The sequence below is a fragment of the Streptomyces sp. NPDC054866 genome (genome assembly GCF_053610745.1).
Genome location: NZ_JBSGZA010000004.1, coordinates 292,574 through 309,282 on the forward strand (window position 1 = coordinate 292,574; position 16,709 = coordinate 309,282).

General features: G+C 69.4%; 17 protein-coding genes. 13 read left to right on the forward strand and 4 right to left on the reverse strand.

Translation table 11 applies throughout. The features are described 5' to 3' along the window. Positions 1 to 115 precede the first annotated feature (115 nt). Positions 116 to 1,327, forward strand: coding sequence for an acyl-CoA dehydrogenase family protein (locus tag ACWGI2_RS22075; protein ID WP_453697079.1), 1,212 nt, complete (start codon positions 116 to 118; stop codon positions 1,325 to 1,327). Between the two features lie 48 nt (positions 1,328 to 1,375). Here ACWGI2_RS22075 and ACWGI2_RS22080 read toward each other — a convergent pair whose 3' ends face one another. Then, positions 1,376 to 1,723 (reverse strand): VOC family protein, encoded by a 348-nt coding sequence (locus tag ACWGI2_RS22080; RefSeq protein WP_453399787.1) that lies wholly within the window; start codon positions 1,721 to 1,723, stop codon positions 1,376 to 1,378. A 248-nt stretch (positions 1,724 to 1,971) separates the two neighbouring features. On the opposite strand from ACWGI2_RS22080, the gene ACWGI2_RS22085 reads away from it, so the two are divergent. Both ACWGI2_RS22085 and ACWGI2_RS22090 read left to right on the forward strand, forming a co-directional pair. Then, the gene (locus ACWGI2_RS22085) at positions 1,972 to 2,538 is read left to right on the forward strand and encodes a tellurite resistance TerB family protein (protein WP_453399786.1); all 567 of its coding nucleotides are present in this window, start codon (positions 1,972 to 1,974) and stop codon (positions 2,536 to 2,538) included. A 120-nt stretch (positions 2,539 to 2,658) separates the two neighbouring features. Beyond that, positions 2,659 to 4,251 carry an amidase family protein gene (locus ACWGI2_RS22090; RefSeq protein WP_453697081.1) on the forward strand — a complete coding sequence of 531 codons (1,593 nt, stop codon included), beginning with the start codon at positions 2,659 to 2,661 and terminating at the stop codon, positions 4,249 to 4,251. Between the two features lie 18 nt (positions 4,252 to 4,269). Here the strand turns inward: ACWGI2_RS22090 and ACWGI2_RS22095 are convergent, their stop codons facing one another. Beyond that, a complete protein-coding gene (locus ACWGI2_RS22095; RefSeq protein WP_453697082.1) occupies positions 4,270 to 5,250 on the reverse strand; it encodes an RNA polymerase sigma-70 factor in 981 nt (326 codons plus the stop codon). A gap of 175 nt (positions 5,251 to 5,425) precedes the next feature. Between ACWGI2_RS22095 and ACWGI2_RS22100 the strand changes: the two genes are divergently transcribed. Next, a complete protein-coding gene (locus ACWGI2_RS22100) occupies positions 5,426 to 6,193 on the forward strand; it encodes an SDR family oxidoreductase (protein ID WP_453697084.1) in 768 nt (255 codons plus the stop codon). Positions 6,194 to 6,202: 9 nt separating this feature from the next. On the opposite strand, the gene ACWGI2_RS22105 is transcribed toward ACWGI2_RS22100, so the two are convergent. Beyond that, on the reverse strand, positions 6,203 to 7,324 hold the full coding sequence (locus tag ACWGI2_RS22105; protein ID WP_453399782.1) for an amidinotransferase: 1,122 nt from the start codon (positions 7,322 to 7,324) through the stop codon (positions 6,203 to 6,205). A 309-nt stretch (positions 7,325 to 7,633) separates the two neighbouring features. Here ACWGI2_RS22105 and ACWGI2_RS22110 point away from each other — a divergent pair, with 309 nt between their 5' ends. The 7 genes from ACWGI2_RS22110 (at position 7,634) to ACWGI2_RS22140 (ending at position 14,541) form a co-directional block, all read left to right on the forward strand. Beyond that, positions 7,634 to 8,764, forward strand: coding sequence for an LLM class flavin-dependent oxidoreductase (locus tag ACWGI2_RS22110; RefSeq protein ID WP_453399781.1), 1,131 nt, complete (start codon positions 7,634 to 7,636; stop codon positions 8,762 to 8,764). After that, the gene (locus ACWGI2_RS22115; protein WP_453697086.1) at positions 8,764 to 9,771 is read left to right on the forward strand and encodes an alpha/beta hydrolase fold domain-containing protein; all 1,008 of its coding nucleotides are present in this window, start codon (positions 8,764 to 8,766) and stop codon (positions 9,769 to 9,771) included. The genes ACWGI2_RS22110 and ACWGI2_RS22115 overlap by 1 nt, the downstream gene beginning before the upstream one ends. Before the next feature lie 81 nt (positions 9,772 to 9,852). After that, positions 9,853 to 11,268, forward strand: coding sequence for a DUF6421 family protein (locus ACWGI2_RS22120; RefSeq protein WP_453399779.1), 1,416 nt, complete (start codon positions 9,853 to 9,855; stop codon positions 11,266 to 11,268). Further along, entirely contained in the window at positions 11,265 to 12,035 is a 771-nt protein-coding gene (locus ACWGI2_RS22125; RefSeq protein ID WP_453697088.1) for an SDR family NAD(P)-dependent oxidoreductase, read from the forward strand. Before ACWGI2_RS22120 ends, ACWGI2_RS22125 begins: the two co-directional genes overlap by 4 nt. Before the next feature lie 29 nt (positions 12,036 to 12,064). Further along, positions 12,065 to 13,135 (forward strand): beta-eliminating lyase-related protein, encoded by a 1,071-nt coding sequence (locus ACWGI2_RS22130; protein WP_160510085.1) that lies wholly within the window; start codon positions 12,065 to 12,067, stop codon positions 13,133 to 13,135. 90 nt (positions 13,136 to 13,225) lie between these two features. Then, a complete protein-coding gene (locus ACWGI2_RS22135) occupies positions 13,226 to 13,819 on the forward strand; it encodes a transglutaminase domain-containing protein (protein ID WP_453697089.1) in 594 nt (197 codons plus the stop codon). A gap of 14 nt (positions 13,820 to 13,833) precedes the next feature. Next, positions 13,834 to 14,541: a B3/B4 domain-containing protein gene (locus ACWGI2_RS22140; RefSeq protein ID WP_453697091.1), complete on the forward strand. Its 708-nt coding sequence runs from the start codon at positions 13,834 to 13,836 to the stop codon at positions 14,539 to 14,541. A 5-nt stretch (positions 14,542 to 14,546) separates the two neighbouring features. On the opposite strand, the gene ACWGI2_RS22145 is transcribed toward ACWGI2_RS22140, so the two are convergent. After that, the gene (locus ACWGI2_RS22145; protein ID WP_453399775.1) at positions 14,547 to 15,275 is read right to left on the reverse strand and encodes a lysophospholipid acyltransferase family protein; all 729 of its coding nucleotides are present in this window, start codon (positions 15,273 to 15,275) and stop codon (positions 14,547 to 14,549) included. Positions 15,276 to 15,498: 223 nt separating this feature from the next. Here ACWGI2_RS22145 and ACWGI2_RS22150 point away from each other — a divergent pair, with 223 nt between their 5' ends. Both ACWGI2_RS22150 and ACWGI2_RS22155 read left to right on the forward strand, forming a co-directional pair. Beyond that, on the forward strand, positions 15,499 to 15,837 hold the full coding sequence (locus tag ACWGI2_RS22150; RefSeq protein ID WP_453399774.1) for a thioredoxin family protein: 339 nt from the start codon (positions 15,499 to 15,501) through the stop codon (positions 15,835 to 15,837). A 255-nt stretch (positions 15,838 to 16,092) separates the two neighbouring features. Next, positions 16,093 to 16,602: a flavin reductase family protein gene (locus ACWGI2_RS22155; protein ID WP_453399773.1), complete on the forward strand. Its 510-nt coding sequence runs from the start codon at positions 16,093 to 16,095 to the stop codon at positions 16,600 to 16,602. Positions 16,603 to 16,709 lie beyond the last annotated feature (107 nt).

A 16,709-nucleotide genomic window follows, 5' to 3' on the forward strand; every position in this document is an offset into this window, starting at 1 on the left:
CCGGGGCCTTGCCGCAAGGCCCCCCTTGCGCTATAAGTTGAGAGTGGCAAGGAGTTCGAACACTCCTTGCCTTTGTCATGCCTGGCCACTGGTACGCGACGAGGAGCGTCACGGCATGAGCACTCTCGACATCCTGTCCGAGGACGAGCAGTCCGTCGTCGCCACGGTGCGGGACTTCGTCGACAAGGAAGTGAAGCCGGTCGTCCAGGAGTTGGAGCACTCCGACACCTACCCCGAAGCCCTGATCGAGCAGATGAAGCGCCTCGGCGTCTTCGGCCTCGCCATCCCCGAGGAGTTCGGCGGCACACCGGTCTCCACGCCCTGCTACGTCCTCGTCACCGAGGAACTCGCCCGCGGCTGGATGAGCCTGGCCGGTGCGATGGGCGGCCACACCGTGGTCGCGAAGCTGCTGCTCCACTTCGGTACGGAGGAACAGAAGCGCCGCTACCTGCCGAAGATGGCCACCGGCGAGGTCCGGGCGACCATGGCGCTCACCGAGCCGGGCGGCGGCTCGGACCTCCAGGCCATGCGCACCTCCGCCCGCAAGGACGCGGTCACGCACAGCGACTCGGGCACGCACCCCGACTCGGACACGGCCGGATACGTCGTCAACGGGACGAAGACCTGGATCACCAACTCCCGCAGATCCGGGCTCATCGCCCTGATGTGCAAGACCGACCCGGCTGCTCGCCCCGCCCACCACGGCGTCTCGATCCTGCTCGTCGAACACGGCCCCGGCCTGACGGTCTCGCGCGACCTGCCCAAGCTCGGCTACAAGGGCGTGGAGAGCTGCGAGCTGTCGTTCGACGACTACCGGGCGCCGTCCGACGCCGTACTGGGCGGGGTCGAGGGCAAGGGCTTCGCGCAGATGATGAAGGGCCTTGAGACCGGGCGGCTCCAGGTCGCGGCGCGCGCACTCGGGGTCGGCAGGGCCGCTTTCGAGGACTCCCTCGCCTACGCCCAGGAGCGCGAGACCTTCGGCGAGCCGATCTGGAAGCACCAGTCGATCGGCAACTACCTGGCCGACATGGCCACTTCGCTGACTGCCGCGCGCCAACTCACCCTGTACGCGGCCCGGGAGGCGGACGCGGGCCGCCGTGTGGACATGGAGGCCGGCATGGCCAAGCTCTTCGCCTCCGAGACGGCCATGCAGATCGCTCTCAACGCCGTACGTATTCACGGTGGTTACGGCTACTCCACCGAGTTCGACGTGGAGCGCTACTTCCGCGACGCCCCCCTGATGATCGTCGGCGAGGGCACCAACGAGATCCAGCGCAACGTGATCGCTCGCCAGTTGGTCAAGCGCGGAGGCCTCGATTCCACGTGACTCGACGCACGCGGGGCGTCGGCATCGCCGATGCGATGGCTCACCACGTCATTGATGGCTCACCACATTGACGACCCGCCCGTTCGGGTCCCGCACGAAGAACCGGCGCACTCCCCATTCCTCGTCCCGCAGGGGATGCACGATCTCCGCGCCGCTCCCGCGCACCGCTGCGTAGACCGCGTCCACGTCGTCCACTTCGACACTCATGTCGGGTACGACGGGCGCGGTCTTGTCGTGGCTCATGAAGGTGACCTGGGCCGTGGGGTTGGAAGGAGAACCGAGGGTCATCACCCAGCCGAGGTTCATGACCTCCTCGAACCCCAGAAGGCCGTAGAAGTCCAGGCTCTCCTCCATGGCCTCGGTTCGGATGTCGGGCATGGCCCGGCGAATGGACATGGGGGCTCCTACGGGCAGACGGGATCGAACGTGTCCCTGATTCTCTCCAGGAGCGCAACGTCGCACTCGTCGCAACACACACGGTCGGCGAACGCGTCGTACGGGCGGTGAACGCGTCATACGGGCGGTCTGCGTCCGAGTTGCTTCTCGGCACCGCACGTGACGGAACTTCGAGGGGCGGGGAGGCGTTGGCAGGAGGACGCGTGGAATGCGCGCGGACGAGCTAACAGGTAGCCGAGGTGGCACGGATGGCGATGTGGGACCGGATCAAGGACCAGGCCAAGGGTCTGCAGCAGTCGCAGGGGGCGCGGAGCTCCGGCGGTCAGGGACGGCCGGGATCGGGATCGGGGACAGGGTCAGGGTCCGGAGGGGGGTCGAAGGCGCAGCTCGTGGGCGTGCTCAAGTCCCAGCTCGCCTCCCTCAAGACGGAGCTCAAGAGCGGCGCCTACCGTGACGCCAGCATGGCCATGTGCGCCCTGGTCGCCGCGGCGGACGGCTCCGTCGACCCGGCCGAGCGGCAGCACGTGGAGTCGCTGATCCTGCAGAACGACGTCCTGAAGAACTTCCCGCCCGAGCAGCTGCAGCAGCGGTTCAACAAGCACGTCGACCAGTTGACGTTCAACTTCCAGCAGGGCAAGACCGAGGCCATGCAGGAGATCGCCAAGGCGGCGAAGAAGCCGATGGAGGCCAAGGCGGTCGTCCAGACCGGCTTCGTCGTCGCGGGCGCGGACGGGTACATCGCCCCGGCCGAGGAGCAGGTCCTGCGCGAGGCGTGCGCGGCGCTCGGCCTCTCCCCGCAGGAGTTCGGCCTCTGATCGCAGGCGCACTTCGCTGCCCGAGCTGGGGCCCGCACCCGAGGTGCGGGCCCCTCCGGGCAGCCGACGCAATCCCCGCACCCTTGCGCCGGACGGTGCCCGTGTAGTCCGCTGAGCCGCATGGGGAAGAGGAGCATTGCCGCAATGACCGCCGCCCTTGTCGCGGGGTCCCTTCTGACGGGCGTGACGAAGGCACCGAGTGCAGGTGCGCAAGCCGCCGAGCACGGCACCGGCAGCTCGTCGCCACCGACCGGGGCACCGCTCGTGGCCGGGGTCGATCTGGACACTGTGACGATTCCGGAGTTACAGGCGCGCATGGCGGCCGGTTCGCTGAGTTCGTCGACGCTGACCCGCGCCTACCTGCGGCGCATCGAGCACGTCGATCCCAAGATTCACTCGGTGCTGCGTACCAGCCCGACAGCCCTGCGCCAGGCGGCCGCCAGTGACGCCAGGCACCGGCGTGGCGAGACCCTCGGGCCGCTGGACGGCATCCCCGTACTGCTCAAGGACAACGTGAACACCCGTGACATGCCGACGACGGCCGGGTCGCTCGCACTCGCCGGAAAACCGCCCGCCACCGATGCCGCGCTGGTGACCCGGCTCCGCAAGGCGGGGGCGGTGATCCTCGGCAAGACCAACCTGTCCGAATGGGCCAACTTCCGCGCGGCCAAGCCGACATCGGGGTGGTCGGCGGTGGGCGGGCAGACCAACAACCCCTACGTCCTCGACCGGAATCCGTGCGGTTCCTCCTCCGGCTCGGCCGCGGCGCTAGCCGCGTCGCTGTCGCAGGTGGCGATCGGCACCGAGACGGACGGTTCCATCGTGTGCCCGGCCGGGATGAACGGCGTCGTCGGCCACAAGCCGAGCCTCGGCCTGGTCAGCCAGTCGGGCGTCGTGCCGATCTCCGCCGAGCAGGACACGGCAGGGCCCATGGCGCGCAACGTGACCGACACCGCGCTCACGTTCTCGGTGCTGAGCGAGGGCAAGGCCAAGGAGGCGGCCCCAGGCCACGGAAGCAGTCTTCGCGGCAAGCGGATCGGTCTGTGGCGACTGCCTTCGCTCGGACCCGACGTGGACGCGGTGATGACCCGTACGGCGAAGAAGCTGCGCAAGGCCGGAGCCGTGGTCGTCGAGGTGACACCCCCGTACCAGGCGCGGCTCGCCGAGCTCGAATTCCCGGCGCTGCTCAGCGAGTTCCACCGGGACATCGACGCCTACCTCGGCACGCGCGAAGGCCCCCGGAACCTCGCCGAGCTGATCGAGTTCAACCGCGCCAGCCCCGAGGAACAGACCTGTTTCGGCGGTCAGGAGCTGTTCGAGCAGGCACTCGCCGCGCCGTCCACCACCGATCCCAAGTACCGTGCCATGCGCGCCGAGTTGAAGGACCTCTCCCGGCGCTCCCTCGACGAGACCATGGCCTCCCATCACCTGGACGCCATCGCCGCGCCCACGAACCCGCCCGCCTGGACGACCGACTGCGCGCGCGGCGACAACGACGTCATCCCGTCCTCCACACCGGCGGCCGTCGCCGGATACCCGTCTCTCTCGGTGCCCGCCGGGTCCGTGAACGAACTGCCGGTCGGCCTGCTCCTGATGGCCGGTGACCACCAGGACGCCGAACTCCTGTCGCTGGGCGCCGCGGTGGAGCACCGGCTGAAGGCCTGGCGAGCACCGCGCTACCTGCCGAAGGCCGGGTCCGGAGCGCCGCGGTGAACACCGGATCCGGGCTCGCTAGAAGGTGTGCGGCGCCCCGTCGTGAGAGGTCATACGGCTCACGGCGGTCTCCCGCGCCACGCGTGACAGCTTCTCGGGGTTGCGGACATGGTAGGCCCCGGTGACGCGGCCGTTCTCGACCCGCAGAGCGACGACGCCGTCGACCTCCCCGTCGACCCGGACGAGCAGCCCCGGGCCGCCATTGATCTGAACCGGCTCGACCGACCTCTCGGCGTCACGCTTCCACCAGCCGGCGGCCAGCAGGCGGGCGACGTTGTCCGCGCCCACGATGGGCCGCAGCAGGGCGTGTTTGACCCCGCCGCCGTCGCTCAGGGCTACGACGTCCGGCGCGAGGATGTCGAGCAGGCCCTGCAACTCGCCGGTCTCGACCGCTTGTTGGAAGGCCTGGAGCGCGGCTCGGGTCTGGGTCGGGGAGACGGTGCCGCGTGGTCGGCGCGCGGCGACGTGTGCGCGTGCCCGGTAGGCGAGCTGGCGGACCGCGGCCGGGCTCTTGCCGACGGCTTCGGCGATCTCGTCGTACCCGAGATCGAACACCTCGCGCAGTACGAACACCGCTCGCTCTACCGGCGCGAGCGTCTCGAGGACCAGGAGCATCGCCATCGAGATGCTGTCGGCCAGTTCGACGTCCTCGGCCACGTCCGGGGTGGTCAGCAACGGCTCGGGCAACCACGGCCCGACGTAGGACTCCTTGCGCCGGCCGAGCGCACGCATGCGGTCCAGTGCCTGCCGGGTGACGATCCGCACCAGGTAGGCACGTTCCTCCCGCACGGTTGCCAGATCGACGCCCACCCACCGCAGCCAGGTCTCCTGGAGGACGTCTTCGGCGTCGGCGGCCGAACCGAGCATCTCGTAGGCGACGGTGAACAGCAGATTGCGGTGAGCGACGAACACCTCGGTGGCGGAGTCCGCCGACTGCCCCCGGCCGGCCCGGCCGATCGGCTCGGCTGTGCCCGTGGTTCGTTCGCTGTGCTCACTCATACCCGGCTCCTGCCCGTTCGTTCCCACTTCTGCTCCACGCACTGGACGCCGGTGCCCGCCGTTTCATAACACCCCCGACCGGTGGCCTACGTCACACGGCCGTGATTGTTACGGGCTGCGGGGCGCCGGCGTCTCGTGTTCGTCAGGACTGCGAGGCCGAAGAAGGGCAGGGAACATGAGCACCAGTAAGTTCGCGGTGGCGGGAGCGACCGGGCGGCTGGGACGCCACGTCGTGGACGTCCTCGCGGAACAGGGGCACCAGGTCGTGTCGATGTCCCGCGCCACCGGCGTGGACATCATCGCTGGTGAGGGGCTTGCCGCGGCGCTCACCGGGGTCGACATCATCATTGACGTCGCGTCATGGCACGCCTCCGACCAGGAGGCCGCCACGGAGTTCTTCCGCACCGCCACCCGCAACCTGCACGAGGCGGGCCGGCGTGCGGGAGTCGCACGGATCGCCGCCGTATCCATCATCGGCACCGACAAGGCCACCGCCGGTTTCGTCGCCGCCCAGCAGGTGCACGAGGAGGCCAACCTGTCCGGCCCGCTGCCCGCTCGCATCCTGCGGGCCGCGCAGTTCCATGAATTCGTCGGTCAACTCCTGGACTGGCAGCAGGGCGATGTCGCGTACGTCCCGGCCCTGCCCACCCAGCTCGTGGCCTGTCGCACCGTGGCCGAAACGCTGGTCGCGCTGGCCACCGACCCCGACGTGCCCGCCCAGCAGAGCCCCGGAACACCGATCCCCGAGATCGCGGGGCCCCGCAGGGAGAGCATGGCCGAAGCGGCCCAACTCCTGGGTGCCCGCCGAGGGATCAAGGTCGTCGAGGTCGACGGCTCCGGCATGCCCGATGCCGAGACCGCGGCGGCCGGCGGCTTCCTGCCGAGCCCGCACGCCGAACTCGCCGGCCCCACCTTCCAGGAGTGGCTCGACACCCAGCCCTGACGCGAAGGGTCAGTCGAAATACGATTCGAGCGTGCCGCGCCGCCGGACATCGAGTGTCGCGCAGTGGAATGAGCCGCCGAACGGCGCGTAGTGCAGCAGGTCGCACGGGATCGGCTCGAACCCCCATCTCTCCAGCGCGCGCAGGGTGTCCGTGTGGTGCCGCTCCGCGATGACCCGCTTTTCGTCCACCATGAGCACGTTCATGTTGAGCCACTTGCCGCACATCGAGGTCATCTTGAGCAGACGCTCGTCGAGGGGGTTGGGCTCGGGGGCGACCAGGACGTCCCAGGAGTTCAGCACGTCGGGCAGGCGGTCGACGTCGATGTAATCGGGATTGACCAGCACCTTTCCGGGCGCGAGCAGGAGGAACGTCGTGTCGATGTGCATAGGCGTCCGGCAGCGGCTCTCGATCTCGTGGATGCGGTATCCACCTCCGAGATGGCGGCGCAACCAGTCGATGCCCATGCGGTTGGTGACATTGCTCCGCGTCACGAACAGGTCGCGTCCCGCGCGGACGAAGTCCGCCGCGTCGAAGACCGGCTCGAACTCGGTGAGGATGTAGCGCATGGGCTCGTCGTCCTCGGGGGCGCTGAAATCCTCGTCGAACAGCTCGTCGGTGAGCTGCGGCCTCGGCGCCGCGGTCCAGCGCGCTCCGCGCCGGAAGTAGTCCTTGAGGACCGTGCGATACGAGTGCGTCTCGAAGTACCGGCACGGCCAGGCCATCGGTGTCTCGATGATCTCGTCGCCGATCACGAGCATGCTGTCGCGCGGACAGGTGTTGCAGAATCCGCGCGACGACCAATCGGGGGTGCTGAAGCGCTGCCTGTGGTCGACCTCGTCAGGGCGCGTGACCGTGACGCCGAGGGACTGCAGGAGAGCGATGAACTGGTCGAGCTCCTGCTGTGCCGGCTCGATCAGCAGGCTCGGGTACTCGAAGCCGCCGGCAAGGCCCTGCAGTCGCGCCGCCCACGGCGGGATGTTGCAGGCCACGACCGGATGGTTGGAGGGGATCGTGGCGCCTTCGAGACGCCCGACGATGACTTCCTCCAGCGGATCCCACTCATTGTGCGAACTGACCGGCGAAACGGGAGTCCCCCCGGCGTCACCGGTCGTATCCGTCGACGTCGCCATGTTCAACCGCTTTCGATCAGGGCGATCGGCAACGGGCCGCGCCGCCCGGTGCAGATCGACTCATCCAGGGATGGTGTGCCAGAAAAGGTGCCAGCAGGCTGGTGTGAATGCAATCGCCCTTCAGTGAATGGCGCTTCGCGTCTACCGAACGAGGTACGGAGCGTCGGGACCTCGCGCTCGCGCGGCCCTGACCGAAAAGAGCCCGCGCGCAAGCCCTTGCTACTTCAGCACCTGACGACTAGTCATATGGCTAATCGAAACAAAGGCGCCCACGCGCACGACGCAGCGGCCCAATTCCCTGGAGGGCACGTGAAGTTCTCCGTCATCTTCGAAGCGCAGCTCGCCGACCCCACAGTCGAGCGCGAGCATCAACTCATCCGTGACAGCGTCGAACAGGCCGTCCTGGCCGAGCAGATGGGCTTCGATCGTGTCTGGGCGGTCGAGCACCACTCCCTCAAGTGGTACGCCCACATGAGCGCACCCGAGATCTTCCTGACCTGGGTGGCCGCGCGCACCAGCACCATCCGCATCGGGCACGGCGTGGTCTGCATGCCGTTCAAGTTCAACCACCCGGCGCGGGTGGCCGAGCGCGCCGCCATGCTCGATCTGCTGTCCGGGGGACGGCTTGACCTCGGGGCGGGGCGCGGCGGGACCCTCCAGGAGACCTCGCTCTGCGGCGTCGACAAGGAACGTACGACCCAGGAGGTCGAGGAAGCCCTGCAGATCATCGGGAAGGCCTGGGAGGGGGAGGAGCTGGAGCACCACGGCGCCCTGCTCGACATCGACCCCCATCCGATCCTGCCCCGGCCGCGGCAGACCCCCCACCCCCCGCTCTTCCTCGCCTGCAGCAGGACCGAGACCCTGACGCAGGCCGCCGAACTCGGCGTCGGCGCACTGGTGATGGGCTTCGCGGGGCCCGAGTCGATCGCCGAGATGCGTGCGGCGTACGACGCGGCGATCGCGGGCCGCGGCGACGCGCGCTTCGTGTCCAGCGTCGTCAACGACCACTTCTCCGTGCTCTGCCCGACCATCGTCCTCGACGACCGGGACGCGGCCCGGAGCGTCGGCATCCGCGGCCAGCGGTTCTTCGCGCAGTCCATCGGGCACTGGTACGGCGGCGCCGGCATTCCCGACGAGGCCGTGGTCGAAGGCGCCGACGAGGCGGCCGCGATGCGTGAGGCCGCCGAGCAGGTCGTCGCGCGGCTGCACGAGCACGACATCCCGGTACGGCCCACCTCCACGGCCACCTTCAACGCCGATCACGCCTATGGAACCGCCGACGACGCCATCGTGTACGTGGAACGGCTCCGCGACGCGGGCGCCGACGAGATCATGTGCCTCATCCAGATGGGCACCGTCCCGCAGGAGGCCTGCATGGAGACCCTGCGGCAGTGGGGCGAGAAGGTCATCCCGTACTTCCGCGCCCAGGAGGCGGGGTGATGGCGGCCGACGGCACGTACGGCGATCGGCTCGCCCCTCAGGCGCGCACCCTCGCCGACGCCCTCAGCGCCGCCTTCCCCGACCTCGGCGGCACGGTCACCGACGCGGCCGAGGCCCGCCGCATCCTCGCCGCGGCGCCCCCTTCCGGCAAGGCCGCGCCGCCTGTGGGGACGGTCGAGGACCGGAGCATCCCCGGTCCCGCCGGGGCCCCCGACCTGCCCGTACGCGTCTACCGCCCCGAGGGTCTGAGCCGCTCACGCCCCACCGTCGTCTTCTTCCACGGCGGTGGCTACACCCTCTGCGGCCTCGACACCCACGACGCCACGGCCCGCACCCTCTGCGCGGAGTCCGGAGCCGTCTTGGTCTCCGTCGCCTACCGCCTCGCCCCCGAGCACCGCTTCCCCGCGGCCGCCGAGGACGCGTACGCGGCCCTGTGCTGGGCGGCGGCCGAGACCCGGGCGGGCGCGCTCGGCGGTGATCCGGGCGCCGTGGTGACGGCCGGGGACAGCAGCGGGGGCGGCCTCGCCACCGTGGCGGCCTTGATGGCGCGGGACCGGGGCGGGCCCGCCGTGGCGCTCCAAGTGTTGATCTACCCCGTGCTCGACGCGGGGCAGGGCAGCGACTCGTATACGTCGAACGCGACCGGCTACTTCCTCACCGCCGCGCACCTGAGCTGGTTCTGGGAGCAGTACCTCGGCCCGGACGGCGACGGCACCCATCCCTACGCCTCTCCGCTGGGCGCGGACGTCACCGGGCTGCCGCCCGCGCACATCGTCACGGCGGGCTGCGATCCGCTGTGCGACGAGGGCGCCGCGTACGCGGAGAAGCTGCGTCTGGCGGGGGTTCCGGTGACGCGGGGGCACCATCCGGAGATGTTCCACGGGTTCCTGGGCTTCCCGCTGCTCCTGGACGATGCGCGGGCCGCGGTGGGAGAAGTGGCAGAAGCAGTCGCCTCGACGGTGTCCGGCAGGAAAATTAGCGGTGATGTCGGGGGTGTCACAGGATAATTTCCCGAGCCCCCTCTTGTGGTGGAGAACCTCGCACACATACGGTGTTCTAACGCGAGGTTCTCCCGTGGAGGTTGACAAGTGACGGAAATTCTTGTGCAGAGGGTTACGGAAGGGGCGGTTCCTCCCGCGAGTGGGGGTGCCCCAGTGGGAAGGGTCGTGGAGCACCCGGCTTGGCCGATGCTCAAGGACGCCGTGGAAGAGATCCGCCCGTGGCAGTCCGCGGACGGCTCGATCGACTTCGACGCGGAGGACGCCCCGGCGAAATCCGTGGCCGAACTGGCCGTGGACCGAGTGATATCCGCGATCGACCAGCTCGCCCCGCTCCTGCCGCACGACGCCGCGTACCACCAGGCGCTCGGCACGGACCTGCGGCGCTGGGCCGACGGCGGCTTCGAAGTGCCGGACTTCCTCGACTCGCTGCTCGCCTTCCAGCCCGCGGCGCACCGCGAGGACGGCCTGCAGCACCTCGTGGTCTTCCCGATGTACACGCAGAACGGCAACCCGGACCGCAACCTCGAAGCGGTCGTGCTGCGCATGGTCTGGCCGGAGTGGCTGGCCGAGCTGGAGCGCACGCGCTACGACAACCCGCTGTTCTGCGGCATCACCTTCGAGGACTTCACCGCCGGGTACGACACGAACTCTGCCGTGCTCTTCCCGGAGACCATCGCCGTGCGCGAGGCCCCCGAGCGCTTCAGCTGGGGCGGCATCTTCTGCGACCGCGAGGCGGCCCGCTTCCGCCGCGTCACCGAGGCCTCCGTCGACATCCTCGGGCTCGAACTGCCCGACGACATCCGCGAGATGATCGGCGACCAGGACCGCTGCCAGCAGGCGTTCGTCCTGTGGGACATGGTCCACGACCGCACCCACAGCCACGGCGACCTGCCCTTCGACCCCTTCATGATCAAGCAGCGCCAGCCGTTCTGGATGTACGGCCTCGAGGAGCTGCGCTGCGACCTCACCGCCTTCAAGGAGGCCGTGAAGCTGGAGGCCGAGGGCGTCCCGCAGGCCCGTGACGTGCAGTACGCCGTCCTCTTCGACCGGATGTTCCGCTTCCCGGTCACCGGCGACCGCGTCAAGAACTACGACGGGCTCGGCGGCCAGCTGCTCTTCGCGTACCTCCACAAGCACGACGTGGTCCGCTGGACCGACAACAAGCTCAAGATCGACTGGGAGCGCGCGCCGCAGGTCACCAACCAGCTGTGCGCCGAGATCGAGGAGCTGTACCGCGCGGGCATCGACCGCCCCAAGCTGGTCCACTGGTTCGCCGCGTACGACCTGGTGTCCCAGTACCTCGCGCCGCACCCCGGATCGCGCTGGGCCAAGGGCCCCGACGCCCTGGATGTGCAGCTTCCGCCGAGGAAACTCGTCGACGACGTGCTTCCTGACGAGTTTCCGCTCAGCATGTTCTATGAGGCGCTCTCCAAGAAGCTCAAGCACGTGATCGCCTCCACCAAGGGGATCACCGCGGCGCGCGCCGAGCAGGTCGCCGCATGAGCGACCGCACCAAGGAGGCGAGGACGATGTCCGCACTCGATGGAGCCGTGGTCGCGGTCGCGGGGGCAGCCGGTCCTGCGGGCCGTGCCACGCTGCTGAGGCTCGCGGAGGCCGGTGCCACGGTCGTGGCGTCCGACGCAGACGCGGCCCGCCTGGCGGAGGCCGTGGACGCCGCGCGGTACGCGCACGGCGGGGCCACCGTCATAGGCGACACGGTCGATCTCCTGGACCTCGGCGCGACCCGGGAGTGGGCCACCCGCACCGAGAAGGAGTTCGGGCGGATCGACGGCCTGGTCCACCTCGTCGGCGGCTGGCGCGGCAGCGCCACCTTCGCCGAGACCGACCTCGCCGACTGGGACCTGCTCGAAAAGCTCCTGATCCGCACCGTGCAGCACACCTCGCTCGCCTTCCAGGACGGCCTGCAGCGCAGCGACCGCGGCCGCTATCTCCTGATCAGCGCGGCCGGCGCCTCCAAGCCGACGGCGGGCAACGCCGCGTACTCGGCTTCGAAGGCGGCGGCGGAGGCCTGGACCCTCGCCCTCGGTGACGCCTTCCGGAAGGCGGGGGCCGAGAAGGGCCTGTCATCGGCGGCTGCCATCCTGGTGGTCAAGGCGCTGGTGCACGACGCGATGCGCGCGGAGCGGCCCAACGCGAAGTTCGCGGGCTTCACGGACGTCAAGGAGCTGGCCGAGGCCATCGCCGGAGTCTGGGAGCGGCCCGCCGGAGAAGTGAACGGAACCCGCCTGTGGCTGACCGAGAAGCCGTGACCGCTCGCGACCCCCGTGACCGAGAAGCCGTGAACCCTCCGAAGACCGACGCGCGCCGTCACCACGACCCGGACGTACGGGGGTTCGCGAGCGACAACTACGCGGGCGCCCACCCGGAGGTGCTCGCCGCCATCGCCCTCGCCAACGGCGGTCACCAGATCGCGTACGGCGAGGACGACTACACGGCCAACCTCCAGCAGGTCATCCGCGGTCACTTCGGCCCCACGGCCGAGGCGTTCCCGGTCTTCAACGGCACGGGGGCCAACGTCGTCGCGCTCCAGGCGATCACCGACCGCTGGGGCGCGGTGATCTGCGCCGAGTCCGCGCACATCCACGTGGACGAGGGCGGCGCCCCCGAGCGCATGGGTGGCCTGAAGCTGCTCACGGTGCCGACGCCGGACGGCAAGCTCACGCCCGAGCTGATCGACAAGCAGGCGTTCGGCTGGGACGACGAGCACCGGGCGATGCCGCAGGTCGTGTCGATCGCGCAGAACACCGAACTGGGCACGCTCTACACGCCCGACGAGATCCGCGCCATCTGCGACCACGCGCACGGCCTCGGCATGAAGGTGCACCTCGACGGCTCACGCATATCGAACGCCGCCGCGTCCCTCGACGTCCCCATGCGGACGTTCACGAACGCGGTCGGCGTGGACATCCTGTCCCTGGGCGGCACGAAGAACGGCGCGCTCTTCGGGGAGGCCGTCGTTGTCCTCAATCAGGACGCCGTCAGCCACATGAAGCACCTGCGCAAGATGTCCATGCAGCTCGCCTCCAAGATGCGTTTCGTTTCGGTGCAGTTGGAGGCCCTGCTCGCCAAAGATCTCTGGCTGCGCAACGCCCGGCACGCGAACGAGATGGCGCAGCGCCTGGCGGAGGGTGTGCGCGCCGTCCACGGCGTGGAGATCCTCTACCCGGTGCAGGCCAACGCTGTCTTCGCGCGGCTTCCGCACGACGTGAGCGAGCGGCTGCAGAAGCAGTACCGCTTCTACTTCTGGGACGAGGCGGCGGGCGACGTCCGCTGGATGTGCGCGTTCGACACGCGCGAGGAGGACGTGGACGGCTTCGTCGCGGCGCTCAAGGAGGAGATGGCGCGCTAGCCTCTCCACTTCGGTATAGAACTGCATAGGTATGCGATCGACCGTAAAAGCATTGACCCGCGGTCGGTCGCATTTCTATGCTCCCGTGGCATGCAGCTGATCCAGGAAACCCCTGACCTGTCCGCCTACTTGGCCGCCGACGACGTCATCGATCACCACCATCCGCTCGTACGCGAGACGGCCGCACGCATCGCCGCACAGGCCGAGGATTCATATGCATACGCCCGCGCGGCCTACGAGTTCGTGCGGGACGCCATCCCGCACTCCGCCGACAGCGGCGATCTGCGCGTGACGTGGCGCGCCTCCGACGTCCTTGAGCAGCGCACCGGCATCTGTCACGCCAAGGCTCACGCGCTGGCCGCGCTGCTGCGGGCCGAGGACATCCCCACCGCGTTCTGCTATCAGCGGCTGGCGTACGACGCGGGTACGGGGTACTGCGTACATGGTCTCGTCGCGGTCCGATTCCGGGGAGCCTGGCATCGGCAGGACCCCCGCGGGAACAAACCCGGAGTCGACGCCCAGTTCTCCCTCGACGGGGAGCGGCTGGCCTTCGCGGCGGATGTCGAGTCCAGTGAGATGGACTATCCGGTACTCTTTGATGTACCGCACCCGGTGGTCCTCCGCGCCCTGAAAGACGCTCCGGACCGGCCGTACCTGTGGGAGCACCTCCCCGACACACTCTGAACGCAAGGCAGACGATGACCTTCCAGATCACCGTGACCGACGAAGTGCGCGCCCTCGCGCCCGGCTTCACCCACGTCGCCATCGAGGCCCACGGGCTCGTCAACGGCCCGAGCACCGAAGAGACCTCGGCCCTCCTCGACGAGGCTGCTCGCCGCCTCGCGGAGCGGCTCGACGGCCGTGCCCCGCACGAGGACCCGCACATGGTGGCCTGGCGCGCGGCGTACACCGCCTTCGGCGCGAAGCCGTCCCGCACGCGCAACTCCGCGGAGGCGCTGGCCAAGCGCGCCCTCGCCGACGGCGGTCTGCCGCGGATCAACACCCTCGTCGACGTCTACAACGCGATCAGCGTCGCCCACCTGATCCCGGTCGGCGGTGAGGACCTGGACCACATCAAGGGCGGCATGCGCCTGGTGCGGGCGGACGGCACCGAGGACTTCGTCACCATGGCCGCGGGGGAGCAGGCCGTCGAGCACCCGGACGCGGGCGAGGTCGTGTGGTGCGACGACGAGGGCGTCACCTGCCGCCGCTGGAACTGGCGCCAGGGGCCGCGCACCCGCCTCACGGAGGAGTCGGTCAACGCCATCTTCCTGCTGGAGGGGATGGGGCCGGACTCCGGCGTCGAGGAAGCGGGCGCCGAACTGGCCGAGCTGCTCGCGAAGTTCAGCCCCGGCGCGCGACTCACCGTCCACGCGCCGGAGCGGGCGTCCGATCGCCCGGAGTAATCGATTCAGCTCGCCTCGGCGGCCTTCACCTCGGCCGGAGTCGGCGCGGTGCCGCCGAGGTGCGCCGGCATCCACCACGTGTCGTCCGGGCCCTTGGGGCGTACGGGATAGGCGCGCTGCGCGGCTTCGAGGAGCTCCTGGCAGCGCTCGCGAAGGCGCCGGGTGATCGCGCCCGCGAACTGGTCCTTCGGGGCCTCGACCGGCTCGCCGACGCGGATCGTGATCGGGATGTGGCTGCGCTTGAAGTTGCGCGGCTGACCCTTGGTCCACAGCCGCTGCGTGCCCCACAGCGCCATCGGGATCAGCGGGACGCCGGCTTCCTGCGCCAGGCGCGCGGCGCCCGACTTGAAGGTCTTCAGCGTGAACGACGGCGAGATCGTCGCCTCGGGGAAGACGCCGATGATCTCCCCGGAGCGCAGCGAGTCGAGCGCGTGCTGGTACGCCGCCTCACCCTGCTTGCGGTCGACGGGGATGTGCTTCATGCCGCGCATCAGTGGACCGGAGATCCTGTGCCGGAACACCGACTCCTTGGCCATGAAGCGCACCAGACGCTTCTGCGGCAGGGCCGCGAGGCCGTCGAAGATGAAGTCGAGATAGCTGATGTGGTTGCTGACCAGCACCGCGCCGCCGGTGCGAGGGATGTTCTCCGACCCCTTGCAGTCGATCTTCAGGTCCCATGCCTTGAACAGGGTTTTCGCGGCACCGATGACCGGACGGTAGACAAGCTCTGCCATGGGTGGGGATGACCCTTCGTTTCTGCCTGGGGAGGGGGTTCCCGGCGGGAAGTTACGCAGCCGTAGGTTTTTCGGCGTTGCGCAGATCGTGCCCCAAGAACGGACGGCTGGCCACCCATCGTGCCCGGCGGGCGCGAGATTCTCGTCACGTTGGGAATGTTCGCGTGCGCTGGGACGCTGAAGCCGAGGACGGTTGGATCATGACGCGGGGCGGGAGGCTGACGTGCGGATACGCGAGGCGGGGGACCGGCTCGAGACGCCGGCGCCGGACACATGGGCGGGGTACGGACTGGGGGAGCGCGCCACGCTCGTGCAGTTCTCCAGCGCCTTCTGCCAGCCCTGCCGCGCGACGCGGCGCGTCCTCTCCGAGGTGGCCGAAATGGTCCCCGGCGTCTCCCACGTGGAGATCGACGCCGAGGCAGAACTCGATCTCGTACGGGACCTGCGCGTCCTCAAGACGCCGACCGTGCTGGTGCTCGACGCGGACGGACGGGTCGTGCAGCGCGCGGCCGGGCAGCCGCGCAAGGCCGATGTGATCGCCGCCCTCGGCAAGGCCGTGTGAGATCCAGGGCACGGGGGAGGAGGGGCATGACCCAGGGAACGACCCAGGCAGTGACCCAGGGACGTCTTTCACATCTTTCACATCGCGGAACGGACTTGACTGCACCCCGCATCCATCGCCAGCCTGCTCCCATGCCTCCGGAGCTCCTTCTCTACGAGCGCGTCCACGTGGACCTCGCCCGTCATGCAAGTGCGCGCTGTCCGGGCTGCTGAGCAGCCACGGAACCGCTCGTACCTCCTGCAGAAGGACAATTCCATGACGGCCACGCCCGATCTCCGCACTCCCCAGCTCGCCTCCCCCGACCTCCTGCGCTCCGTCTTCCGGCAGCACGCGGCGGGGGTCGCCGTGATCACCGCTCAGGGCCACTCCGGGCCCGTCGGCTTCACCGCCACCTCGCTGGTCTCGGTCTCCGCCGAGCCCCCGATGCTCTCGTTCGGCATCGGTACGGGTGCCTCAAGCTGGCCCGCGGTCTCCGAGGCCGAACACGTCGGCGTCCACATACTCGGCGAGCACCAGCTCGACCTCGCCACGACCTTCGCGCGCAGCGGCGCCGACCGCTTCGGCGGGGACACGCGCTGGTACGAGGGGCCCGAGGGGGTGCCGGTGCTGGATGGCACGCTGGCCTGGCTGGTGTGCAGGGTCGCGGCGCGCGTGCCCGCAGGTGACCACCGGATCGTCCTCGCGGAGGCGGTGGTGGGCGACCCCGCGGGCGCCGGCCGGCCGCTGCTCTACCACCAAGGGCGCTTCAACGCGCTGCGCGACTGAGAGTTCCCGAATGCCCCGCTCCGCGCCCGATTACGGAGCGTTGGGAAGGTCACAGTTCAAAGCGCTTGCTTAGTGGGAATGTACTGGGTGTACTGGCGAGTAATATT